This window comes from Methanoculleus sp. MH98A (genome assembly GCF_000691865.1).
Classification (GTDB): Archaea; Halobacteriota; Methanomicrobia; order Methanomicrobiales; family Methanoculleaceae; genus Methanoculleus.
Genome location: NZ_JMIO01000015.1, coordinates 1 through 23179 on the forward strand (window position 1 = coordinate 1; position 23179 = coordinate 23179).

Below are 23179 nucleotides of genomic sequence, written 5' to 3' on the forward strand. Positions count from 1 at the left end.
GGTACTATTATCATCGTTGACGAAAGTCTCCAGATCACTCTTTGTTCCGTTAGTGTCCGGCGTATCCATCATCGCGAGCACGTCGCTCCCGAGCTGCTCGAGCTGCATATCCGTGATGTGGGTATCTCCGGGGGTGTAGACGCTCGTCGTGCTGATGACGATGTACGCGGTGAGGAGCATGATGATCCCGGCCGCGACACCCTCCATCGTGTAGAGTTGTCCTCCATCGTTCACCATATCGCCACCTCCAGGACGGCGGGCTTCAGGGGGGGGCAGGTGACGTTGTCGTAGTCATACAGGTAAGTGCCGTTCATGAAGGTTTTCTGTGGCACGCCGTCGTCGAAGGTGAACCGGATATCCAGGATGCTGTTCTGGTCCAGAGTGAAGATCGAGGTGGCAGCCGGTTTCAGCACCAGGGAGATGTTGTCGGAGACTTCGGTCTCCGGCACGAGATCGTTTGGAGTCCTATCGAGGAAGAGGGTGTAGAGGTCAGGATCCATTGTGTTATAGGAGAACGGAATCCTGGTGAACCGCGGCATCGGCCTCGTCGGATCCATCTTGTAGAACGCCACGTCCTTGAGTTTTGCGTTCTCGCCCGGGTTATCCGTCCTGTTCAGGTACCTGCCGAATTCGGTGATGGTGATGTTCACCGGCTCGGTTCTCGGGTCGATACGGTAGGCCGGACCAACAGATGGGTCCAGCAACTGGCTGAAGTTGAGCCGGACGGTAAAGATCCGTGGTTTCGAAGCGTCGAGCGTGGTCTCGTTGAAACTGCTGTTGTAACTGATATTCGCCACCCCCGGTTCCTTGATCTTCACCGCCCGGCGGATGTAGCCGCGGCCGGAAGGGGGCGTGTCGCCGGTTGCGTAGTTGTACGTCAGGTCCTTATCCCGGAGCGAAACGTTGTAAGAGTAGGGGATGTCGCCGAAGATTGCTTTGTTGCGGTAGTCGTCCTCGGTGAAGAAGGAGCCGTTGAAGAAGGCATCAACCTTCGTCGAGAGGAGGATGTTCGGGGTCTCCTTCGAGACCGCGAGCCCCATCCGCTCGATCTCGTCCTTATAAGCCCCGGTCTTCATCTCCCATGGCGGGTACACCGGCCAGCCGGGATCCTCCGCCAGGATCACCCCTGTGCGGTAGGCGACCGCGTCGTAGTCGATGCCGCTGCTCTCGAGACCCGCAAGCAGCCCCGGCACCATGCTCACCACCATGATCAGGGCGAGCATGAAGACCGTGAACCCCACGAGGAAGTCAAGCGACATCATGCCGTCATCGGTTGTTGGTTTTATACGATCACCTCCCCGTTATCCGCCCGGAATGCGAGAACCTCTACCCCCGTATTCGAACGAATCGTGATGGTGTAGACTCCCTCTGCGAGCATGATATCGACCGTGCTCGCATCGAGGCGCGTCATCGCCGGCCGGATCGCGTCTTCCTGCGCCGCGAGGAGATCCTCCGGGGAGAGGATCTCGGTCATATTCACCTCGGCATCGGGCAGGGGAGCACGAAGCGAAGTTTCCCTCCAGCCTGTGACACCGGAGGTCAACCAGCGCGCCTCTTCGCCGTCCTCAAGGCCGATGGCCCAGGTGGCCGCCCTCCCATCGAGGGTTACGCGGTTCCCGAGCACCTGGTGCATTGAGGTGCCGGTGATGTTCAGGCCGCCTTCGACTCTGAGCATATCGAGTTCCGCGAGAGCCTCGTTGAGGGTGTAGCCCTCCGGCTCCGGCAGATCGATGGAGGTGATGCCGCCACCCGATGGCGGCGGCGAGGATGCGCCGAGACAACCACATGCGGTGCAGAGGATACTGACTGCGGCAAGCAGGGCTAGAACTCGCCCGGGAACTCTCATGTAAAGCAGTCATTATACCCGAGGCCATATAAATAACCCTCTCTCTTGTATCTTCAAAGATTTGCCCGTGAATCAGGATATTGGAAACGTGCAGACAACCTAATGCAAAAATATTTCATCCCGCACGCAGACTTGCCGGACAGAGTGGTTCCGCCCTTATATGCCGGGGCGTACCGGGCCGCGGGTTCCGGCGCGCCATCGTAACATATATCCGCAAGTTCGTAACAACAGATCAGGCAGGAAAAGCATATGTGTACTACCATCCCCCCCGGCACGCCGGGAGAAGCACATGACCGGTTCGCCGAAGCGGCTGTCTTTCACGGCCATGTCTGCCCCGGTCTCGCGACAGGCTACCGGGCGGCAGGGGTCGCCCTCGCGCGGCTCCGCTCCGGGCGCTCGGAGGACGAGGAACTCGTCACCATCGCCGAGACCGATGCCTGCAGCGTTGATGCCATCCAGGTTCTGACGGGCTGCACCGCCGGAAAGGGTAACCTCCTCTTCAAGGATCACGGTAAGCACGCGTTCACGTTCATCAACCGAAAAACCGGGGCCGCAATTCGCGTGGTGTCAAACCCGTCGTTCAATGTCGACTCACTCGACCCCGGCCTTGCGCCGCTCAGGGCGCGGGTGATGCAGGGACGGGCCACCGATGCGGAGCACGCCGAGTTCCACGAGCGGACGAGGCGGATCGTCGATGCCATCCTGGAGGCGCCCGTCGAAGACCTCTTCATCGTCCGCGAGGTCGATGCTGAGATCCCCGAACGGGCCAGGATATTCCGGTCGGTGGCGTGCGCAAAATGCGGCGAGATGACCGCCGAGTCCCGCGTCAGGGTCGAGGACGGGAAGTTCGTCTGCTACGCCTGCTCGCGGGAGTATTCCCGCCGCCTCTGAGGGCCCACCCCTCACCGCACTATTTTTGTTATCGGGATCTCGAGGATGTCTTCGGCGCCCGCGGCCTTGAGTGGCGGGATGAGGCTGTTGACGAGTCCTTTCTGCACCACCGTCTGGATGCTGAAGTAGTCGATGCCGTGCAGCCTGCTGACGGTAGGCTTCTTCATCGCCGGGAGAACCTCGATGACGCGGTCGAGCGCGCTCGAGGGCACGTTCATCGTCAGGAGCACCTGGTGGCGCGCCTCGATCACCCCGAGGAGGAGGGTCGTGATCTCGTCGATTTCGCGGCGCTTCTCCGGGTCATAGAGGGACTCGCGGTTCGCGAGGAGCGCGGTGTGAGACTCCATGATCTGCCCGACGATCTTGAGCCCGTTCTTCTTGAGCGTGCTCCCGGTTTCGGTGAGGTCGACGACGACGTCCATCAGGTCGGGGACCTTCGCTTCGGATGCCCCGTAGGAGGGAAAGAGGGTGACCGGGACCCCGAGGTCCGCGAAGAACCGTTCCGTGATCCGCGGGTACTCGGTCGTCACCCGGCTGCCCGGGCGGATGGCGGTGACGTCCTCTATCGGCTCGTCGCGGTGGACAGCGACCACGATCTTGACGTTCCCGTCGCCTGTCTTGCTGTAGGAGAGGTTTGCGACCTCGACGATGTCGGCACCACTCTCCTGCACCCAGTCGAGCCCCGATATCCCGAGGTCGAAGTAACCCATCTGAACGTAGAGCGGGATCTCCTGCGGCCGGAGGATCTTCACTTTCCCGATCCGTGAATCGTTGATCCGGGGGTTGTAATCGCGGTCTGTCCGCCTGACCTCGAGATCCGCCTCCTTGAAGAGCTGGAGCGTCTGCGCCTCAAGGCTCCCCTTCGGGAGCGCAATCGTGATCATAAGAGATGATCGGGCAAAAAAGAGTTAAAGATGATGATATGGATTTTTAGTCGATGGTGTGGACGACAAGCCCCGAGAGGAGTTTCGGCTCGAACCAGGTGGATTTCGGGGGCATGACCCCGTCCGCATCGGCGATCGCGAGCACCGTCTCGACCGGCACCGGCTGCATCGCTACCGCGAAGGCGTACTTGCCGGTGTCCACGAGCCGCTCGAGTTCACGGAGGGGTTTTGCCCCGCCCATGTAATGGAGCCGGGGATCGCCCCGGGGATCGGAGATGCCGAGCATCCCTTCGAGGACGTCTTTCTGGAGGACCGAGACGTCGAGCGACCCGATCAGGTCGGCAGGGTCCGCGACCGGCCGGGAGACCTCGTACCAGGTTCCCTCCAGGTAGAAGTGCATGACATGCACCGGCGCATCCCGGGCCGCGAGCGGCTGGATCTGGTAGCCCGCTGCATCGACCTTCCCGTAGGGGCGGACGGTCCAGCCCGCCGTTAAGAGCGCATCGATGAGCCCCGGAAGGTGTAGCCGCCGAGGTCGGTGACAAGCCTGCTGTAGCCGTGGATGCGGACGCGGTCGTGGGCGAAGAGGACCGCCATGAACTTCCCGGCCTCTTCGGTGAACCTCCCCTCGCTTCGCCGCCGCTCGGCCACGTTCACCGCCGATTTGGCCCGGTGGTGCCCGTCCGCGATGTAGGTCTCCGGCACCGCCGCAAAAAGGCTCTCAAGGCGGGCGAGGACGGCCTCGTCGGCGATCCGGTAGACCTCGTGGAGCACGCCCGATGCGGTCGTGGTGCTCCCGTCGGGCTGCACATCGTCGATGAGGGAGCGGACGTGAGAGAAGATCTCGCCCGAGTCGCGGTAGAGCAGGAAGACGAGCCCGGTATTCGCGCCGACGACGTCGATGTGCCGGGTCCGGTCTTCCTCCTTGTCGTACCGGGTGAGTTCGTGCCGCCGGATCGTTCTGTTCTCGTAGTCCTCTGTTCCCACGCAGCAGACCAGCCCGACGAACTCCTCGCCGTCCTGGACCGCCCGGTAGACGTACACCCCGGGCTCGGGGTCACGCTCCATCAGGCCGTCCGCGAGCATCCCGTCGAAGACCTCCCGCGACCGCCGGTAGACCTGGTCGTCGTTCGGCGGGAGGTCGGGGAGTTCGGCATCCGGCCTGCTGACCCGCAGGAAACTCATGGTGTTCTTCTCGATGCACTCCCGGGCCTCTTCCGCCGTCACCACATCGTAGGGCACGGAGGGAATCTTTTCGGAGTACGGCTGCCCCGGACGGACCGCCGCGAAACGATAGATCTGAACCATAATTACCGCCACTCGTATGTGCCTACTATTTTGTCTCCTGACACTATATTAGGTAAGGCACTCCAGGAGGGAGAGGCCGATAATGATGCCGCTCCAACTCATCATTCGCCGGGCACAGCCCGCAGATATTCCGCAGATTGTCGCCGTCGAGAAAGCGGCCTTCGCCGACCCCTGGGACGAGAGAACGCTCCAGGAATCCCTGGCCTACTACCCGGAGACGTTCTTCGTGGCAAAAGACAACGGTGACGTGGCCGGTTTCGTCGCCGGGGGCGTTGAAGACACCGGGGAAGAGGTGTACGGGCATGTCATGAACCTCGCCGTCGCCCCCGGATACCGGCGCCGGGGGATCGGCCAGCACCTCATCCGCCGCCTGGAACGGGAGTATGTCATCCTCGGCGCGAGCGGCGTCCAGCTCGAGGTCCGGGTGACGAACACCGGGGCGCAGGACTTCTATCGCCGTCTCGGCTACCGGGAGGTCTTCCAGGTTGCCGCGTATTACGCGAACGAGGAGGACGCTCTGGTCATGATGAAGTGGTTCAGGTTTTAGACGCGACGCTCCGCAAGGAGCGGAGCGGGAGAAAACGCGAAGCGTTTTCGACTTGCGACGGTTCGTAGAACCGGAGCCGCTCACCATCGCTCCTGGTGGCCCCTACTCCCTGACCCTGGACTGGATCTGGCTTTTCAGTTCCAGCAGATCGTGTTCGACCACGTTCCAGACTGCATCGCGGTCGATCCCAAAATAGTGGTGAATAAGGACGTTCCTCATGCCGATGATGTCCGTCCAGGGGATTCCCGGGTTTTCGGTCCTGAATTCTGATGAAATCCCCCGTACGGCTTCCCCGATGATCTGAAGGTGGTGGATCACCCGAGATGCTGTGCCATCTCATCATTGTAGAAGTACTCGCGCCCTCGGGCCGATACTCTTTCAATCCGTTCGATGGCTTCGATAACATCCAGCAGCCGTTCACGATCGTCTCTCATAATGGCTGCGCTTCCTGTAAGACCTTTGAGCGGATACGCTCCCGAAGTCCCGCTTCGGTCACAACATCAACCGAACGACCAAGCAGGAGCGAGAGATCCATCGCAAGACCGCCCACGTCAAGGAGACTCCGGTCGGGATCGAGATCGATCAGGAGGTCGATATCACTGTCTTCCCTGGCTTCGTTTCGTGCCACGGATCCGAACACCCGCACGTTTCTGGCTCCCCTCCGGTGCGCGAGAGAGAGGATCTCATCCCGCTTCTGGATGAGAAGGGTATAGATATCTGCTCCCGGATTCATGCCCAAGAAGTACTTACGACGATCGCGTGTCTTAAATGTTCTCATGCACCCTTACTCCCCGGCACCACGGCAGCACCGGGCCGTCACCCCCGCCCGTGCTCCTGGTGGGCCCGGGCGAGGTGCTGGGCCGCGAGGGCGCCGAGGAGGGAGAGTTCGCCGGCGAGCACCCCGGCGGCGACGATCTCCGCAAACGCCTTTGCGTGGGTTCCCGGCGGTCGCCGCCCCCGGCGACCCCGAGCATCGCGAGGCACTCCTGCTGGGTATCGACCCCCGTGCCGCCGCCGACCGTTCCCACGGGAAGCGACGGGAGGGTGACCGCGACGTAGACCCCGCCGTCCACCCGGTCGACGGTGGTGATGGCGGTGCTCCCTTCGACGACGTGGGCGGGGTCCTGGCCGCAGGCGATGAACATGGCGGCGACGACGTTCGCCGCGTGGGCGTTGAACCCGAACGAGGCCGCCCGGGCCGAGCCCACAAGGTTCTTGCGGTAGTTGACCTCGATGAGCGTCTCCGCGTCGGTCTTCAGGAGATCCACGATCGCCGCGTCGGTAAGCCGCACCCCCGCGGCCACGGTCTTCCCCCGGCCCCGGACCAGGTTGATCGCTGCCGGTTTCTTGTCGGTGCACATGTTCCCGGAGGTAGCGACGAGGCGGGCCCCGGTCTCCCGCTCGATGAGTTCGCCGACCTTCTGGCCCGCGATCGTCACCATGTTCATGCCCATGGCGTCCTTGGTGTCGAACTCGAGCCGAACGAAGACACTTGTCCCGGCAACGTAGGTGACGGCTTCACGGAACTCGCCGTGTTTTGTGGTGCTCTCTGCAACCTCGCGGATCTCCGCGGCGTGGCTCTCCACCCAGGCCGCCACCTCGCGGGCGTGGACGACGTCCCGGGCGGCGAAGACCGGCGCCCGGGTCATCCCGTCCCGCATGATCCGCACGTCCGCGCCCCCGGCCCGGGTGACGAGCGAACACCCGCGGTTCACCGAGGCGACGAGCGCCCCTTCGGTCGTCGCGAGCGGGAGGTAGTAGGACCCGTCGGCGTACTCGCCCTTCACCCGGAGCGGTCCCGCGACACCGAGCGGCACCTGCACCGTGCCGATCATGTTCTCGATGTTGCGCTTCACGACCCGGTCAAGCCCGATGGAAAACGACCCGACCTTCGGGAGGGCGGCGCCGGTCTCGCCCTCGACGAACGCCCGGCGCACCCGGACGGCCTCCTCGGGGGGGAGTTCCGTCTCGAGGGCGTAGAGTTTGAGAGACCCGTCTTTCAGCCTCCCGATATACTCATCCATGAATAAGTATGAGAACTCATACCTAAAGATGGCTGGTGGTCGATGTGGAGAAGGAACAGTGGTGCCTTGCGGTGCCGAGACGAGAGGCTGAAGAGAGGCGGCGCCGGCTGCTCGAGGAGGGGCTCCTCGACCGGCGGTTCCGCCCGCGCCCGGAAGGTGACGCCATCCTCTTCCCGGTGGCGGAGGAAGTTCCGGGCGCCGTCCGGTGCGAGTTCGAGGCGGTGCCGGAACGCATCGACCTCCCCCGCCACGAGCTCGTGGGGGGGATCGCCATCATGCAGGAGAACGATCCCCGGGGCGCCGAGCGGCTGCTCGCCTCCCGGCCGTCGCTTGAGACCGTCCTCTTTCCCGAGACCGCCGTCGAGGGAGAGTACCGCACCCGCCGGTTCTCCGTCCTTGCGGGAGTTCCCACCACCCGCACCCGGGTGACGGAGTATGGCCACTCCTTCGACGTCGATCTCTCCCTCGCCTACTTCTCCGCCCGGCTCTCGACCGAGCGGCAGCGGATTCTCGGGGCGATGGCGGAGGGAGAGCGGGTGCTCGATATGTTCGCCGGCGTCGGGCCGTTTGCGATCACCCTCGCCGGGAAGGCGGGGTTCGTCGTCGCTGCGGACCTCAACCCCGCCGCTGTCCACCTCCTGATCGAGAACATCGCGCTCAACCGCGCCGGAAACGTCATCCCGGTGCTCGCCGATGCCGCCCGCCTCCCCCGGCTCGGCTTTCCCCCGTTCGACCGGGTCGTCATGAACCTCCCCCTCGCCGCGCCGGAGTTCCTCCCGGCGGCGGCCGCCCTCTGCCGGGACGGCGGGACGATCCACCTCTACGCGCTCCAGGAGCAGGAGGGCGAATACCTCCCCCTGATCCGCGAGGTCACCCGTGGGGAGGTCGCCGAGCGGCAGGTCAGGTCGTATTCGCCGGGGAGGTGGCACGCGGTGTATGATATCGTGGTGGAGAAGTAAGGGGATCCCTTGGATTGCAGCTCTTGCATTTTCAGTAATCAAATATGCTTCTTCTTTTTTGGCTGGGCATATCTCCCACTGCTCACCGAGCATCACATTGTGGGGGGGTGAGACTGCGATGGGGGATGCTCCCCCCTCCCCGCCAGCCCCACCACCCCCAGGCGCGATATCTCCCACGGTCCAGTGTACCGGGTTTTTCCCTCAGTCAGGTTGCTCCCCTCTCTGGTGTATCGTGTAGTGGGGGTCACCAGTAACCATCCACCGAACTTCGCGCGAGGTTGTCGTAGGGGATAGCTCCTGGGTCTCACGCGATGTCGTGAAGATCGCGAAAGAGACTCCGGCAACCCTGCAGACTCCGCAGGTTAGAGCGATAGAAGTGGAGGTATAGTGATGGCGTCTCGCGCAAACGCGCAAGACGCCGTCCGGGGCTGCTCTCCGGGCAGCCCGAAAAAGTGTTTATTCCGCCGGCACGAACTTCGTGCCGTAGTGGATGGTGCCGCTCTCGCCGTCCGCCGCTATCCGGCGGAAGACGCTTTTGACCCGCATCCCGATCTTAATATCCTCGATGGGGCAGGCGACCTGGGTGGTGAGCCTCGGGCCCTCGTCGAGTTCGACAACCGCGAGGACATAGGGCGTGGTGTTCTCGAACTGGTCGCTTGCCGACCGGATCACCGTGTAGGTGACGACCGCTCCTTCGCCGGTGAACTTGTGGTCGACGATGTTGCCGCTCCGCCGGCAGTCGGGGCAGAGCGACCGGGGCGGGAAGAAGTGCCGCCCGCAGGTCGTGCACTTCGTCCCGACGAGGTTGTAGCGCTGCGGGATCTTTCTCCAGAACCGTGAAACCGACATTGTTAGGCCCCCAGGATGTGGACGACGACCGTCGCGCCGGTGCCGCCGACGTTATGCGCCATACCGATCTCCGCATCCACCTGTCTCGCACCGGCCTCGCCGCGGAGCTGGCTGACGATCTCGTAGATCTGCTTGATCCCGGTCGCACCGACCGGGTGGCCGCAGGCCTTCAGGCCGCCGCTCGTGTTCACCGGGATCTCCCCGCCGAGGGCCGTCGCCCCGTCCGCGGTGAGTCTCCCCGCCTCGCCCTTCTTGCAGAACCCGAGGTCCTCGATCGCACAGATCTCCGCGATCGTGAAGCAGTCGTGGACCTCCAGCATGTCGATGTCCTTGTGGGTGAGGCCCGCCTGGGTGAACGCCCGTTTGCCTGCGGCGACCGATGCGTCCAGAGTGGAGATGTCCCGCCGGTCGTGGAGCGCGATGGTATCGCTCGCCTGGGCGCTTGCAAGCACCCTGACCGGCGAATCGGTGAACTCGCGGGCACGCTCGAGCGGCACCACCACGACCGCCGCCGCACCGTCGGTGATCGGCGAGCAGTCGAAGAGCCGCAGCGGGTCGGCCACGAGCGACGAATTTAAGACCGTATCGACCGTGATTCGGTTCCGGAACTGTGCGATCGGATTCTTCGCGCCGTTCTCGTGGTTCTTCACCGCGACCAGTGCAAGCTGCTCCCGGGTGAGGGGATAGCGGTGCATGTAGTCGTTTGCAATCATCGCATACAGCCCGGGGAAGGTCGCCCCGGCGAACCCTTCCCACTCGCGGTCGGCGGCGCTCGCGAGCATGTCCACGCTCGCCCCGGTCCCGACGTCGGTCATCTTCTCGACGCCCGCCGCGACGACGACATCCTCCATGCCGCTCGCGACCGCGATCACCGCCTGCCGGAAGGCAAGCCCGCCGGATGCGCAGGCCGCCTCCACACGGGTCGAGGGAGTGTTGTTCGTCGCAAGACCGGCGTAATCCGCGATCAGGGCACCGATGTGCTCCTGCTCGACGAACCGTCCGGCACTCATGTTCCCGACGTAGAGAGCGTCGAGCCTCTCGCCGGTGACACCGGCATCCTCGAGCGCCAGCGCCCCGGCCTTGACGAAGAGGTCGCGGAACGAGGTTCCCCAGTGCTCCCCGAACTCCGTGCACCCGACTCCGATTACTGCTACGTCTCTCATTTCTGCATCACGATCTTTCCCTTGTGTTTGGCATACAGTGCATAGTCGAGGTATGTCGGATCTGCGAGGAGTTTCTCCACGCTCGGTGCTGCCGTCCGGTCGAACTCAACGGAGTCGATGGCATCGGTCACCGTGATGTCGAAGGCGTCGCTCCCCGCTCCCGACCCGAACGAGGTGACGAAGATCCGGTCGCCAGGCTTCGCCACATCGAGCGTGGCCGCAAGCCCGATCATCGACGCTCCCGAGTAGGTGTTGCCGAGCCTCGGGACGACGAGGCCGGGTTCGATCTGCTCAGCCGTGAACCCGAGCGTCTTTGCCACCCGCTGCGGGAACTTCGCGTTGGGCTGGTGGAAGACGGCGTAGTCGTAGTCCTTCGGGTTCGTCCCCGCCTGCTCAAACATCAGCCGGGCGGCGCCCTGGACGTGCTTGAAGTAGCCGGGATCGCCGGTGAACCGACCGCCGTGACGGGGGTAGTTCTGCCCTTCGCGCCGCCAGAAGTCGGGCGTGTCGGTGGTGAACGAACAGGTGTGGTTGATCTCGGCGATGACGTCCTCGTTGCCGATGACGAACGCAGCCCCGCCGGCCGCCGCCGTGTACTCGAGCGCGTCGCCGGGAGCGCCCTGCGCCACGTCCGCACCGATGGCGATCCCGAACGGGATCATCCCGCTCTTGACCATGCCCATGCAGGTCTGGATGCCTGCCGTTCCCGCCTTGCACGCGAATTCGTAGTCGGCGGCGGTCATGTTCGGGGTCGCCCCGATTGCCTCGCCGACCGTGCAGGCCGTGGGCTTGACCGCGTAGGGGTGCGACTCGCTCCCCACGTAGATGGCGCCGATGGCCCCGGTGTCGACGTTCCTCCGCCGGAGGGCGGCGCGTGCCGCCTCGACGGCGATCGTCGCGGTATCTTCATCAAGATCGGGGACGGACTTCTCAAAGACTCCGAGCCCTCTCATGACGTCGTTTGCATTGCCGCCCCAGACCCGCGCGATCTCCGGGACTTTTATCCGGTATCGCGGGATGTAGACGCCGTATGAGTAGATGCCTACCATAGTTTTCCTCGTAGTGAACTGATGATCGTCTCGACATCCATCTCGGTGCAGAGCACGCTGATCCGGTCGCGTTCCGCGAGGCCCGGGATCAACGGATGCACCTCTTCCGGCCCGAGGCCCTGCAGCACCACGCAGCGTGGTTTGAACGGCGTGACCCGGATCGCCACCATGGGGGACTTTCCGGTCGAGACCTCGGTGAAGATGAGGGCACGTTCCGTGCTCCAGCCGTAGATGCGGTTGAACTCGCTCGAAGAGAGCTGGAGGATCGCGTTGAGGCTGTTGATCACCGTATACCCGTAGATGGCCTGATCCGCCGGCCCGCAGAGCGTGACGGCGCCGATGGCCTCTGCAAAATCTGAGAGGGCCACGGGAGACGCGTACTCGTGGATGTCGTAAATGACGTCTTCGTCGAATTCGCTGTACAGGATTTTCGCAAATTTGTTGATGAACCGGCCGCCGTTGTCCTCGTCGATCGAGAGGATCGTATCGACGATTTTTCCAACGATGGCGGTTCCCGGACTCTTTCGCCGTCCGCTTTCGTAATCACTGATAACTGAGGGAGAGACCTCCAATCGCTCGGCAAGCAATCCCTGGGGGATGTTGAAGCTCTGCCGCCACTTCTTGAGGGCCTGACCCGGTGAGTCCGAGAGTGTGATTTCTCCTGCCATTTTCTCGGCAAGTTGATGCCGCACCCCGGATTTCATACAGGTACAGTCAGCACCCCCGACTTAAATAATTAGCGTATCCCACATCGACATTTCACGAAGATCGCGAGGATGGGATCGTTGCGCAACCCGTATATAGTATGCATCTCAATTATGGTATAATGGTTGAAGCGGAAGATCTGCAGTCCTTGAAGACGATTGCCCTGCTTGGCGGGTGCCGGGGGCCCATCTGGCTCTCGTCGCAGTCGCTCGGTAGCGTACTGGGTATCAGCCCCCAGACCGCTTCGCGGCGGCTGATCGCACTTGAGCGGCAGCAGTTCGTCGTCCGATCGATGAAGCCCGACGGCCAGTACGTCGCCGTCACCCGGGAGGGCGAGCAGGCGCTGAAGCGGGAATACGCGGATTACGTCCGGATCTTCAACCCGGATCAGAGGGGGTACACCCTGACCGGGACGGTGATCAGCGGGCTCGGGGAAGGCCGTTACTACATGAGCATCCCTCACTACAAGGAGCAGTTCGGCGGGTGTCTCGGGTTCGAACCCTTCCCCGGAACCCTGAACATCAGGCTCGATGCGGCGAGCATCGAGGTCCGCAAACAGCTCGAGCACGCCTGCTGGATCGATATTCCCGGATTTACTGCCGACGATCGGACGTTCGGCGGCGCACGGGTGCTCCCCTGCCTGATCAGGGGGTACAGGTGCGCGATAGTCGTGCCCTCCCGCACTCATTACCCGGAGGATACCATTGAGGTCATCGCCGGGTGCGAACTCCGCAAAGCCCTGAACCTGAACGATAACGATATGATCGAGGTGGAGATTACTCATGATTGATGCAGCCATAAAGGCCCTCGCAAGAGGCGAATTCGTCCTGCTATACGACTTTGACAACCGCGAGCGCGAGACGGACTTCGCGATCCGCTCAGACGCCGTCACGCCCGCTCACATCCGGCAGATGCGTAAAGACGGCGGCGGGCTGATCTGCACGGCGGTCCATCCCGTGGCTGCAAAGAGGCTCGGCCTGCCGTTTGCGCACGAAGTCCTGCGGGCCTGCAGCCTCGTTGAGAGGGACGGGGAGGTCCCGTACGACCCGAAGAACCACTCCTCGTTCTCCCTCTGGGTGAACCACCGCGAGACCTATACCGGGGTCACCGACCGTGACCGGGCGCTGACGGTCACCGCCATCGCAGATGAGGTGAGCAAGTCGCTCAACGGCGGCGGCCACGACTTTGCGGCGCATTTCCGGACCCCGGGCCACATGGCGCTCCTGCGGGCTGCGGATCGGCTGCTCGACGAGCGGCGGGGGCAGACCGAGCTCTCGATCGCGCTTGCGACCATGGCCGATATCACCCCGGCGGTCACGATCTGCGAGATGCTGGACGACGAGACAGGGTTTGCCCTCACGAAGGAGGGTGCGATGGAGTATGCGAGAAAGCACGGGCTCGTCTTCGTCGAGGGGAAAGACGTTCTGGACCGGTGGGAGTCGGAGAAACCGCAATAATACCCACCTCTTTTCGATCCTTCCCCGCAAAGCCCGCCTCCCGAAAAGTATTCCCGGATGCCTTTTTGGACATCGGCCGGAACGTGCTCGGCCTCTCCGGTTGCGCCGCAAAACGGCGCAGCTCGTGTATTTCAAAAACAATATATACGATTGTACGGCACCATAAACGGATGAAAAGAGATGCTGTGGCATACTTGAATACGAGAAAGAAGGGGGATTTCGCAGCACAAAAGGGAGATGTCGAGGATTTTTGCAAGTACCGGTTTCAGATTGTTGAAATCTTCCATGATCACCGGGCAACGGCAACGCCCCCGGAGAAACGAAAGGGTTTTTCAGAGATGCTGGCGTTTTGCGCCGCCAATAATTGCCCCGATATCATCATCTACGATCTTGCAGGCCTTGCGAAGGACCCGGACGCCGGGCTTGCCGCACTCAAAACCTTGAACGAGCACTACACCGTCTACTGCGTGAATAACGATTTCTTCGGGTTCCGGGACGAGCCGGAGCAGAGGAGAGCGGCGATCGGCAACTTCATCGAGTACATGGAGCAGTACCGCGAGAGTGGCCGGAAAGCCGCGCCGACCGTCTCGAAGAAGACGAAGAAGGATGACGGACGCCCCATCGGGAGGCCGAGAGCCCTCAACGAGGGGCAGGTCGAGGCTCTCCTCACGGTGCGGCAAGCCGGGACAAGCATCAGCCAGATCTGTCGGATGTTCGACGTCAGCAGGAGCACGGTCAGCAAGATCCTCGCGGACTACCCGGAACTGAAGGGGGAGTGGAAGGGCGCCCGGCAGGAGCCGGAGGAGTGATCCCTCCCGGAAAATCCTTGTTCCGGCTACTCCTGACCGTTGTATCTCTCCGTTATCCACGACTCGATCCGGGTGAGAGCGAGGCTTGCTATTATGCCCAGCACCACGCCTATCATGAAGACGACCTGGGCGTAACCGCTCTTCGCTCCCTCCTCTCAGACGTCTACGAGGTAAGAGATTGCCGAGATGAGAGAGAGGGTTCCAAAGACCAGGATGAAGGTGAATATCTTTTTTCGGTTCATGATGAAGGTGTCTCCTGACTGTTCCGCCCGTGTTCCTCGCATCGGAACCGGGACTGCATCGCCAGCGTAAGAATCGAGTCTTTTGCTATATACTCTTTCTGTCCAGTCTCTTTACAGATTGGCGCTTTCATACCGCCCTTCATGGAAAAGAGCTGCTGTAACCGGGGACAAGGGATCACGCAACAGATGCGGCAGCGTTCGGGAGCATCCCCACGAAAGAATGGTAGTTGCCCGCAAAAAAAAGAGTTTCGGAGGTAGAGCCTCTACAGCTGCACCTGGGTGAGCGCGTCGTAGACGATCTTTTTGTAGAGGTCGGGCTGCGTCCCGTACTCCTCCTGGGCCTTCCGGGAGTCGTCGGTGGTGCCGAACGCATCCAGCCGGTCCAGGGTCTCGCGGGCGGTATCGAGCACCCAGAGGTCGCGGGTCTCGCGGTCCACGACCGCGATCGACTCCACGCGGACCGAAACCAGGCAGTTCCCGTCCGGGGTCGTGTAGAGACTCGGTTTCCCGACGACGGCGACGAACGCCGGCGGCTCTATCCGGGCAAGCTGTTGCATCGCCTCGGGCTGGTAGGAGCCCGCCATGACGAAGAAGGTGCCCGTCGGGTCGGCCACCCTTCCGCGGTAGAAGATGTTCTGGTCGCCCCGCCGTTCCTTCTCCGTGAGCGTCCCGACGATGAAGATCCGGTTGCTCCGGATCCCGGTCGGGAGGATGACGTAGGTCGGGCTCTTCTCGTCGTCGCCGTCCTTGAACTGGTAGCGGGTCTCGCGGAGCTCGGATGCGAAGACCCTCCGTGCCGGTTCGCGCTCGAACGCGCTCTGGGGCTTCATGCAGGCTCACCTCCGGCGCGGTTCAGCAGGCTGGCCAGTTCTTCGGGCTGGAAGACGATCGGGGTGCAGGAGTTGACGAGCAGCCTGCCGCCGAATTCGTTCCCGCTGCAGGTATAGTAGCGCCCGAGCACCGTGTTCCTGATGCGGTAGAAGATCTCGTCCATGCCGAGCGGGTTCGTCTCGGCGATAGAAACGGCCTCATCAAGGGTGATTCCCGTGAGAGCCTCGACGACCTCACGCTGCATCAGGACGTTTCGGGCACGTATGCCGTCGTCGAGAACCGCTTTTATGCGGAGGTCGTAGCGGAACTCGGGCTGGATCTCGTGCACCGGGCAGTAGTTCTGCCGGGAGAGGGTCCGGTTGCATCCCTCGACCGGGCAGCGCTTGATCAGGCCCGAGCCGGGAGCGACGTGGACGAGAGCGCCCCGGATCTCGGTCTCGGTTCGCCCGACCTCGATGTCGCCCTCGTCGGTGATGTACATCGCGGTGTTCAGGGCGAGGGAGAGCCTGCCGTTGTACTCGTCGACGGTGGCGTAGAAGATGTTGTAGACGGCGTCGAGGTCTAACTTCTCCTTCCCTTCCCCTTCTTCTTTCCATATGACGAACTTGATGGTGCCGGTCTCATCGCCGAGGAGCCCCGTCTGGAGCATCCGGTCGTGCGAGGCCTCCCATTCCTGGATGAACTTGGCCCGCACGCTCCCGACGCCGGGCTTCAGCTCGGCGATAGGCGTGATCGAGGGGAGGAGCGGAGCGTCCTTCTCCATCTGAGCGATGGTGGTGCCCGAGTGGATCTTCAGGTTCGGCGCACCCTTGTACTCGTCGACGACCGCGGACTCAAGCCGGTACCAGTGACCGTACTCCATTGTGGGGGCGTTCGCCCGGGCCCAGGTCACAAAACGCATGGCGCCGCTCGAGTCGGCGATGATCCCGGTCTGTGCAATCGAGGGCGAGACGGGCGGGGTCAGGGCAACGATCTTCCCCTCGATCGTGACCCACTCGCCGGGAACGATCTCGTGTATCGGGCGGATCTCGGTGGATGAACCCCCGACGCCGGTGACGTTGTGCTCGCGGGCGAGATCGGCCGTCACGGTTCGTTCGGCTTCGTCGAGGTTGACGCCGAACTCCTCGACGAGACGGCTGAGGCGTGATTCGATCTTCTGCCGATCGGGCTGTGCGCCTTTTGCTTCAAGTTTCCGGGAGATTCTCTCTGTTACCTCTGATAGGTTCATACTTACATCTCCAGTCTGTACTTCACCCCGTGAAGGTATTAAGAACTCGGCCCGCGATGTGAAAGTAAGTTCGGAGCCTGCCCCGAACGGCCTCCGTGCGCCCGGGCCGGAAGAGAGCACGGCAGGAACCGGCCGCCCCGACTATCACGCGACGCCGTGTCCCCGTTGCCCGGAGGGGCGGTGTCCATGCGGGCCGCTGGTTGCATGCACCTGCCGGGGCGGGCGAATACGTCGTTTAAGTATCCGCGAGCAAATCGGGGCACCTCTGCACCCGATACTTGAATGTATATATAGGGGCAAGGCCATACACCTGATGCATGGCATTGACTGCGGACAGTACAATCGCGGAACTCCTTCGGGAGAAGCCCGAATCGGCACAGGTACTCTTCCGGTTCGGCATGGGTTGCCTTGGCTGCGCCATCGCAAACAACGAGACGATCCGGGAAGCCGCCCAGGCGCACGGGATCCCCCTCGAAGAGATGCTCTCCGCCCTCGGCGTCGCCGAGGCGTAACCGACTATAATCGTTCCCGGAGGCGCTTGAGCTCGGCGAGAGCGGCCTCCGGATTTCTTTTCATGTAATCCGCAATTTCCGGGATGTGCAGCAACGTACAGCCGGCGCACCCCCAGATCCTGCCGCCGTTGGAACTATCGACCCATTCGCCGAGTTCTTCGTCCGCACAGGGGTAGCAGGGGCAGTAGCAGTAATCGCACCGCTGGCCCGGGAAATGGCAGGGGTAGTAGGGGCAGTTCTCCTTCTGCCACTCCACCCAGTGGTCCCCGCCGTAGCGGCTGTAGATGAAGAACGACGGCTCGCTCCGCTGGATCTTCCCCTGCTGCCGCGCGAGGGCCTCCGGGAGCCCGTAGAGGACGGCCTCGTGAACACGCCGTCCGATCTCCGTCAGCGTCCCGGCGTAGGTCTGCACACCGAAGGTGTCCCGCTCGCACGCGACGGCGACCGCGTCCGTCGTGGTTCCGGGGAAGTCGTAGCCGAGGTCGTGGAGCGCCTGGGCCTTCGCCCCTGTTGCAGTGACGATCGTCTCAAGGAGTGCCGAATCACACATCCCCTCCCGGCTGTAGACGATGATGTTGATGGTGTGCGGAGCGGTGGGGGACGCTGTCGGGTTGGTCACCCCGGCGGTGATGAAGACCGTGACGAAATCGTACTGGAGCACGCAGAGGTGGTGCATCCTAACAGCGGTCAGGAGGCCGAAGTAGTCCCGGAAGATGCCGTGCCGGGCGGCAAGAAGGTCGAGATGGCGCACCGGATCGCCCGCGAAGTCGCGGGGCACCGTGTGGTTGACGACCGTCGTGACGTCGGCGAGGCCACCATTGACGCCGGTGCTCGCCGCCCTGAACCGGCCGCGAAGAAAAAGAGTTTCGTCCCTGACGAAATGTCTCATACGACGGAATAACGGGTCCGGTCTTTCAGTTCCTGCTGTTTGCCGGCGTTCCAGCCCGCAACGTCCTGGAGGTAGCCGGTGACCCTGCTGATCTGCATGACATCGTGGCTCCCGCACTCCGGACAGACGGCTTTGCCGCAGAGCGGGCAGTACTCGATGCTCTCGACGATGGCGTGATGACAGTCGCAGTGGTCGAGCGGACACATGACCTCGAGCGACGTCTCGCCGCAGTGAGGACAGGGGTTCTCATCCACGACGAAGTGACAGGTGTGGCACTTGTACCGCCGCTCTCCCGCGGGGATTTCATCGAGGCTCTGGTACTTTTCCGCCAGTTTAAGTTGTTCAGGGCTCCAGTTCATGATACCCATATCTGCGGGAGAATATATAACTCTTCAGATGCGGGACAACCCGCATCCGCCTCAGATCACTCATAGGGGTCGTCATCTCCCCTGAAGGGGATCGGAACGGAGAATTCATCACCGGCGGATGCGGGAGAAGCGTTCGGCTTCGGCGCCCGGGTCCTCCGCCTCGTAGATGCTCCTTCCTACAATGACCCCGTCGACCAGCCGGGCCACCGTATCGATATCGCCGCCCTGCGCCCCCACGCCCGGTGAGTAGATCGCCTTGCTGCCGACGATCTCCCGGAGCCGGGTGATCCGTTCGGGGCGGGTGGCCGGAGCGATGATGCCGTCGGCCCGGGAGGAGACGGCGAGTTCCGCCAGGCGTTCGGCCACACCGCCGTGGAAGAACTCGGTCGCCCCGGGGTGGCTCATCTCGGCGACGATGTAGGCCGCCCCGCTGTGGTTGTGCGCCACCTCGACGCAGGTTCTCGCGGCATCGGCTCCCACGAACCCGTGGGCGATCACGGCGTCGAACCCGGCCGAGAAGACCGCTTCGCAGATGAGGCGGTTGGTGTTGGGGATGTCCGCGACCTTGAAGTCGGCGATGAGCGGGAGGGCGAGATCGGCGAGGTCGCTGGCGATGGTGAGCCCTGTTGCGAGGACAAGGGGGTAGCCGATCTTGATCGCGTCGATATGGGGTGCACACGACTCCGCGATGCTCACCGCCTGTCTCCGGTCGAGGACGTCGAGAGAGAGGATCAGCTCGGTCATGACCCCAGCCTCTCGAGGGTTGCCGCAACCAGGAGCGGCAGGTTGATGGTCGCGTCGCCGTAGACCGTTGCGGCGGTGGCCTCGCCGGTGAGTTTGCCCCACGACCGGGCCTCGTCGAGCGTCGCCCCCGAGAGGCCGCCGAGGTCCGGCCGGTCGCCGGTGAGCTGCACCGCGTAATCAAACCCGCTCTCGGTCATCAGTTTGCTCTGCAGGATGTAGTTCTTCGGGACGCCGCCGCCGACGAGGATGGTGCCGGCCCGTTCGGCCTCAAAGCACCGGTCGAGGAGCCCGGGCATGTCGGCAAACGCGCTGACCGTGACCCTGTGTGTCTGGGAGAAGAGCCAGTACTGCAGTCCGATCATCGAGTCCTGGATGGCCGGGCAGTAGACCGGCACCCCGGCCTTTGCCGCCGCGGAGAGGATCCCCGAGTCAAGCCTGCTCCCTATCCGGCCGAGGAGATCGGAGATCGAGACCGTCGAGCCTTCGGGGAGGGACGAGTAGGTGTCCTGCAGGAACTCCTCGAACCGGATGAACGCCTCGTTCGGGAGGAAGATGTCGTAGATCCGGTTGACTCCCTCCTCGCAGAGTTCGGTATCGGAGACCTGAGCGGTCCCGTGGTAGTGGTGGCACCCGATCGCCTCGATGACGTCGTGGGTGAGGTTCGCCCCCGTCGAGACCAGCACGTCGATATGTCCTCTCTCGATGAGGTCGGCGACGATGCCTCCCATGCCGCCGGGCACCATCGCGCCCGAGAGGCCGAAGAACTTCAGCGCTTTCTCGTCGCGGAGCATCCGTTCGTAGATGTTGACCGCCTGCCACAACGATCCCCCGTTGTAGGCTCCGGCTTTCCCGAGTTCGTCGACGAGTTCGCCGACCGTCATCCCGGGGTGCACCCGTGCCTGCTGAACCGCTTCCCCGTACTTGAAGGTCATGATACTGTTACACCAGCTTCTGTACGAGGTATTGGCATTCATGCACGATAATGGATCGTCTTTTTGCGGGGCCGTCGGTAAGGCCCGCCGGCTGAAAGGGATGTCCTGCTAAAAATGCCATAATGTTGCGGGGGCCCGGTGGTCGGGCCCCCGCTGCCAGACAGGGGATGACTGGTTATTCGACACGGGATGATCCCACTCGTCCCACCGTGTCGGAGTCCGGTATTGCCCGGACCATCTCTTTAGAGAGCGGACGTTCGGGCCGGAAACGGAAAGGCATCCAGAAGGGCTACCTTCGTCTTCGTTCCGTGCATACTCGGCCGCGATGTCGTACAGCCTGCCGCAAAACCCTGTCCGCCATGGGTGGCACCGTCGCGGACGGAGGGGTCAGGACACGCATACTTTCGCCGCAGATAGTCGGCACGGGATCACCAGGGAGTTAGTTAACTCACAAACGTTATAAATCTTTTTTTGTAAAGTTCATTTGATTGACGCGATGGTGAGTGCATCGCACTCCCGGCCGGATTGAAGCACGATCTCTTCCCACGCCGGGACGCCGCGCACCAGCGGCCGTGCGAGGTGCCGGCGAGCGGTGGGAGGGACCTCGTACCACCTGGACTCGAGGTGCCGCTCGATCCGCTCGACCTCGGCATCAAGGCTGCGCTCGCCGCAGACCCTGCACTTGTAGCCTTTGCCGGTTCCGGCGCTCGTCATCCGTTTTCTGCAGGCCGGGCAGACGGGCGGGCGGACCCGGACCGCGTCGCTGAGGCGGGCGACCCCGAGTTTCTCGAGGTTCAGGCTCCCTCCCTTGTAACTCCCGGCCGCGGCCACCACGTCGCCCGGGACGAGCGCCCTCACGACGCCCCGGAACCCCTTGGTCGGCTCGTAGGCCATGCAGCGGACCTCAGCGCCGCAATCATTGAGGAGAAACGAGACGTGGCCGCCGGCCCCGGTGGCCGCGCCCTGTGCGACCGTGCCCACCACCAGGTACGACCGCCCCTCCCGGAGCGTCGCGACCGATCCCGGCACCAGGTGAGCGTCGGTTCCCTGGTTGGTGGTGTAGACCTGCTCGCAGGCAGGCTCCTCCGAGCGCACGTACGAACGCGCCTCCTTCACCCATGCCGGGCTCTCCCCCCGGATGCCGAAGAGGACCGGGTCGGGTGTATGGGGCACCCCGACCACCACGCCGTTCTCCCGGTCGACCGTGTCCCAGGTATGCGGGTAGGTCCTCTCCTCGGCGCGAAAGAGGCTCGCCGCATCCACCTGCCGGTGTGTCCCCCACACCGGGCGCTTCCGGTAGGCGAGGAGTTCGTAGGTCAGGTCGGGGAAATCGCTTGAAATCGCCGCCGTTGCGCCGATGAGTCCGCGCCGATTCTTGTAGCCCCGATACAGGGCCCCGGCCGCCTCGAGCACCCCGACGGCTTCGTCCACGGTGCAGTAGTCCCGGAGCGCCGCGTAGTAGAAGTCCGGCGGCGGGCGGACGCTCGCCACCGCCACGCCGGGGTTGGTCTTTGGGTCGTCAAACTCCGCGAGTTCCTCGACGCAAACGGTGGCGAGTGTGAAGCCCGTCTCGGGATCGCCGTCGGCCTCGATGGCGATCGCCGCATTCCCCCGGGTCTTGTGGATGACGTTCGGGTTCAGCCTGACCAGGCGGGCGCCGACGACGCGCAGCCCCTTCTCCGCGAGACGCCGCACCAGGACCGCACCGAGGTAGGTGGTACACATCCCTGCAGGCGAGTCCGTATCGTCGATCCCGATCCACATAACCCTCTAGTTTATATCGTCTCCGGCTATATCGATTCTTACGGGTTATGTCGCAGGATCGCCTCCCCCAGATGGTCATCAGCATCATGCTCCTCGCGAACTTCGACGTCTCGGAGCGATGCAACATCCGTCCGCGGAGTTTCGACCTTATCGCGAAGAAAGGCGGCAACCTCGTCATCATCAAAGTCGCCTCTCATATCGACAGCGTGAGCGCCGACATCGCCTGGGATCTCAACCTGATCGCCCGCTACCTGGAGGCCACCCCCCTCATCGTCGGGGAGCGGGCACGCGATACGGATCTCGAACGCGGTGTCGTCTACATCCGCTACGGGCTCTTTGCCCTCAATCCCGAGACACTCTACGACTACTTCGTGGAAGGGCTCTCGCCGATGGTCTACGCCTCCCCCGGCGGCCTCTACGTGAGGATCAAGGGCGACCTTCTGCGGGAGGTGCGGGAGCGCTTCAGGATGTCGCTCGGGGATCTCGCGTCGCACCTCGGGGTTTCCCGCCGGACAATCAGCAAGTACGAGAGCGGGATGGGTACCACGCTCGACGTTGCCATCAAGCTCGAGGAGTTCTTCAACGCCCCGCTCGTCGAGACGATCGATCTCATCGGTTACTGCACTCCCGAGCCCGAGAAGCCTGCCGAATCCACGTCCGGTGACGTTCTGGTCAACCTCGAACGCATGGGGATGGAGATCCACGCGATGCGGCAGGCCCCGTTCCAGGCGCTGGCACTCTTTGATAAGCACACAATCCTGACGGCGTACGGCACGTCCCAGAAGGTCGTGAAGCGCGCTTCGCTCATCGGCAACATATCGCAGATCACGAAGACGTTTGCGATGTGCGTTGTCACCGATTACAAAAAGCAGAAAAAGATCGGCAAAACGCTTCTTATCGGAGAAGAGCATCTCCACTCCCTCGAAGATGGCTCGGAACTCATAGATATGATAAACGAGTGAAAAACTATATATAGAACCACAAACCTACCTTTCTATCGCTTAACAACGGTGATACCTATGTCAAGTCTTGGAGGACAACCAATCCTGATTCTAAAAGAGGGTAGCCAGCGTACCCGCGGTCGTGACGCACAGTCGGGCAATATCGCAGCCGCAAAAGCCGTGGCAAGCGCTGTAAGGACAACGCTTGGACCCAAAGGCATGGACAAGATGCTCGTC

The 23179-nt window shown here is 62.8% G+C and carries 26 protein-coding genes and 2 pseudogenes; 8 read left to right on the plus strand and 20 right to left on the minus strand.

The features are described from left to right. The 3 genes from EI28_RS03155 to EI28_RS03165 all read right to left on the minus strand — a co-directional run. Window positions 1–237, minus strand: a 237-nt coding sequence (locus tag EI28_RS03155) for a hypothetical protein (protein WP_048112585.1), incomplete at its 3' end; no start/stop codon positions are given. Next, entirely contained in the window at window positions 231–1262 is a 1032-nt protein-coding gene (locus EI28_RS03160) for a hypothetical protein (protein ID WP_231476559.1), read from the minus strand. The genes EI28_RS03155 and EI28_RS03160, both read right to left, overlap by 7 nt. Before the next feature lie 20 nt (window positions 1263–1282). Further along, complete coding sequence (locus tag EI28_RS03165) at window positions 1283–1846, minus strand: hypothetical protein (RefSeq protein WP_048112587.1); 564 nt, start codon at window positions 1844–1846, stop codon at window positions 1283–1285. A gap of 249 nt (window positions 1847–2095) precedes the next feature. Between EI28_RS03165 and EI28_RS03170 the strand changes: the two genes are divergently transcribed. Continuing rightward, a complete protein-coding gene (locus EI28_RS03170; protein ID WP_048112588.1) occupies window positions 2096–2737 on the plus strand; it encodes an FmdE family protein in 642 nt (213 codons plus the stop codon). A gap of 11 nt (window positions 2738–2748) precedes the next feature. Here the strand turns inward: EI28_RS03170 and hisG are convergent, their stop codons facing one another. Further along, window positions 2749–3621 carry an ATP phosphoribosyltransferase gene (gene hisG, locus EI28_RS03175; RefSeq protein ID WP_048112589.1) on the minus strand — a complete coding sequence of 291 codons (873 nt, stop codon included), beginning with the start codon at window positions 3619–3621 and terminating at the stop codon, window positions 2749–2751. 46 nt (window positions 3622–3667) lie between these two features. Beyond that, window positions 3668–4929 (minus strand): annotated as a pseudogene (locus tag EI28_RS03180) (DUF1015 domain-containing protein). 82 nt (window positions 4930–5011) lie between these two features. Here EI28_RS03180 and rimI point away from each other — a divergent pair. Further along, complete coding sequence (rimI, locus tag EI28_RS03185; protein WP_048112591.1) at window positions 5012–5476, plus strand: ribosomal protein S18-alanine N-acetyltransferase; 465 nt, start codon at window positions 5012–5014, stop codon at window positions 5474–5476. Window positions 5477–5578: 102 nt separating this feature from the next. Here rimI and EI28_RS03190 read toward each other — a convergent pair whose 3' ends face one another. The 3 genes and pseudogenes from EI28_RS03190 to hmgA form a co-directional block, all read right to left on the minus strand. After that, window positions 5579–5794 (minus strand): DUF86 domain-containing protein, encoded by a 216-nt coding sequence (locus tag EI28_RS03190; RefSeq protein ID WP_231476560.1) that lies wholly within the window; start codon window positions 5792–5794, stop codon window positions 5579–5581. 112 nt (window positions 5795–5906) lie between these two features. Next, window positions 5907–6209, minus strand: a complete 303-nt coding sequence (locus EI28_RS03195; RefSeq protein ID WP_048112593.1) for a nucleotidyltransferase family protein — start codon at window positions 6207–6209, stop codon at window positions 5907–5909. 83 nt (window positions 6210–6292) lie between these two features. Continuing rightward, window positions 6293–7500: pseudogene (hmgA, locus tag EI28_RS03200) on the minus strand (hydroxymethylglutaryl-CoA reductase (NADPH)). Window positions 7501–7544: 44 nt separating this feature from the next. Here hmgA and EI28_RS03205 point away from each other — a divergent pair. Next, window positions 7545–8459: a class I SAM-dependent methyltransferase family protein gene (locus EI28_RS03205; protein WP_048112622.1), complete on the plus strand. Its 915-nt coding sequence runs from the start codon at window positions 7545–7547 to the stop codon at window positions 8457–8459. Window positions 8460–8915: 456 nt separating this feature from the next. Here EI28_RS03205 and EI28_RS03210 read toward each other — a convergent pair whose 3' ends face one another. The 4 genes from EI28_RS03210 to EI28_RS03225 are packed head-to-tail and all read right to left on the minus strand — an operon-like array spanning window position 8916 to window position 12224. Next, complete coding sequence (locus EI28_RS03210; RefSeq protein WP_048112595.1) at window positions 8916–9308, minus strand: Zn-ribbon domain-containing OB-fold protein; 393 nt, start codon at window positions 9306–9308, stop codon at window positions 8916–8918. A 2-nt stretch (window positions 9309–9310) separates the two neighbouring features. After that, window positions 9311–10471, minus strand: coding sequence for a thiolase domain-containing protein (locus EI28_RS03215; protein WP_048112597.1), 1161 nt, complete (start codon window positions 10469–10471; stop codon window positions 9311–9313). Next, on the minus strand, window positions 10468–11520 hold the full coding sequence (locus EI28_RS03220) for a hydroxymethylglutaryl-CoA synthase (RefSeq protein WP_048112599.1): 1053 nt from the start codon (window positions 11518–11520) through the stop codon (window positions 10468–10470). Before EI28_RS03220 ends, EI28_RS03215 begins: the two co-directional genes overlap by 4 nt. Next, a complete protein-coding gene (locus EI28_RS03225) occupies window positions 11514–12224 on the minus strand; it encodes a helix-turn-helix domain-containing protein (protein ID WP_048112601.1) in 711 nt (236 codons plus the stop codon). The genes EI28_RS03220 and EI28_RS03225 overlap by 7 nt, the downstream gene beginning before the upstream one ends. 122 nt (window positions 12225–12346) lie before the next feature. Between EI28_RS03225 and EI28_RS03230 the strand changes: the two genes are divergently transcribed. The 3 genes from EI28_RS03230 to EI28_RS03240 all read left to right on the plus strand — a co-directional run bounded on the left by EI28_RS03230 (window position 12347) and on the right by EI28_RS03240 (window position 14491). Further along, window positions 12347–13015: a DUF120 domain-containing protein gene (locus EI28_RS03230; protein WP_048112603.1), complete on the plus strand. Its 669-nt coding sequence runs from the start codon at window positions 12347–12349 to the stop codon at window positions 13013–13015. Continuing rightward, on the plus strand, window positions 13008–13682 hold the full coding sequence (ribB, locus tag EI28_RS03235; RefSeq protein ID WP_048112605.1) for a 3,4-dihydroxy-2-butanone-4-phosphate synthase: 675 nt from the start codon (window positions 13008–13010) through the stop codon (window positions 13680–13682). Before EI28_RS03230 ends, ribB begins: the two co-directional genes overlap by 8 nt. Before the next feature lie 170 nt (window positions 13683–13852). Further along, a complete protein-coding gene (locus tag EI28_RS03240) occupies window positions 13853–14491 on the plus strand; it encodes a recombinase family protein (protein WP_048112606.1) in 639 nt (212 codons plus the stop codon). Window positions 14492–14646: 155 nt separating this feature from the next. On the opposite strand, the gene EI28_RS15260 is transcribed toward EI28_RS03240, so the two are convergent. The 3 genes from EI28_RS15260 to EI28_RS03250 all read right to left on the minus strand — a co-directional run bounded on the left by EI28_RS15260 (window position 14647) and on the right by EI28_RS03250 (window position 16792). Then, entirely contained in the window at window positions 14647–14775 is a 129-nt protein-coding gene (locus EI28_RS15260; RefSeq protein ID WP_255342063.1) for a hypothetical protein, read from the minus strand. Window positions 14776–14996: 221 nt separating this feature from the next. Next, window positions 14997–15563 carry an RPA family protein gene (locus EI28_RS03245; RefSeq protein ID WP_048112609.1) on the minus strand — a complete coding sequence of 189 codons (567 nt, stop codon included), beginning with the start codon at window positions 15561–15563 and terminating at the stop codon, window positions 14997–14999. Further along, window positions 15560–16792 carry a nucleotide-binding protein gene (locus tag EI28_RS03250; RefSeq protein WP_048112611.1) on the minus strand — a complete coding sequence of 411 codons (1233 nt, stop codon included), beginning with the start codon at window positions 16790–16792 and terminating at the stop codon, window positions 15560–15562. Before EI28_RS03250 ends, EI28_RS03245 begins: the two co-directional genes overlap by 4 nt. Before the next feature lie 317 nt (window positions 16793–17109). On the opposite strand from EI28_RS03250, the gene EI28_RS03255 reads away from it, so the two are divergent. After that, complete coding sequence (locus EI28_RS03255; protein ID WP_011845185.1) at window positions 17110–17304, plus strand: DUF1858 domain-containing protein; 195 nt, start codon at window positions 17110–17112, stop codon at window positions 17302–17304. 4 nt (window positions 17305–17308) lie between these two features. On the opposite strand, the gene EI28_RS03260 is transcribed toward EI28_RS03255, so the two are convergent. The 5 genes from EI28_RS03260 to EI28_RS03280 form a co-directional block, all read right to left on the minus strand. After that, window positions 17309–18193, minus strand: a complete 885-nt coding sequence (locus tag EI28_RS03260) for an adenosylcobinamide amidohydrolase (RefSeq protein ID WP_048112613.1) — start codon at window positions 18191–18193, stop codon at window positions 17309–17311. After that, on the minus strand, window positions 18190–18552 hold the full coding sequence (nrdD, locus tag EI28_RS03265; protein WP_048112624.1) for an anaerobic ribonucleoside-triphosphate reductase: 363 nt from the start codon (window positions 18550–18552) through the stop codon (window positions 18190–18192). Before nrdD ends, EI28_RS03260 begins: the two co-directional genes overlap by 4 nt. A 117-nt stretch (window positions 18553–18669) precedes the next feature. Beyond that, complete coding sequence (pyrF, locus tag EI28_RS03270) at window positions 18670–19305, minus strand: orotidine-5'-phosphate decarboxylase (RefSeq protein ID WP_048112615.1); 636 nt, start codon at window positions 19303–19305, stop codon at window positions 18670–18672. After that, the gene (locus EI28_RS03275) at window positions 19302–20237 is read right to left on the minus strand and encodes a deoxyhypusine synthase (protein ID WP_048112616.1); all 936 of its coding nucleotides are present in this window, start codon (window positions 20235–20237) and stop codon (window positions 19302–19304) included. Before EI28_RS03275 ends, pyrF begins: the two co-directional genes overlap by 4 nt. 480 nt (window positions 20238–20717) lie before the next feature. Further along, window positions 20718–22001 carry a tRNA(Ile)(2)-agmatinylcytidine synthase gene (locus EI28_RS03280; RefSeq protein WP_048112618.1) on the minus strand — a complete coding sequence of 428 codons (1284 nt, stop codon included), beginning with the start codon at window positions 21999–22001 and terminating at the stop codon, window positions 20718–20720. Window positions 22002–22048: 47 nt separating this feature from the next. Between EI28_RS03280 and EI28_RS03285 the strand changes: the two genes are divergently transcribed. Next, entirely contained in the window at window positions 22049–22963 is a 915-nt protein-coding gene (locus EI28_RS03285; RefSeq protein ID WP_048112620.1) for a transcriptional regulator, read from the plus strand. The last annotated feature ends 216 nt before the right edge of the window (window positions 22964–23179 follow it).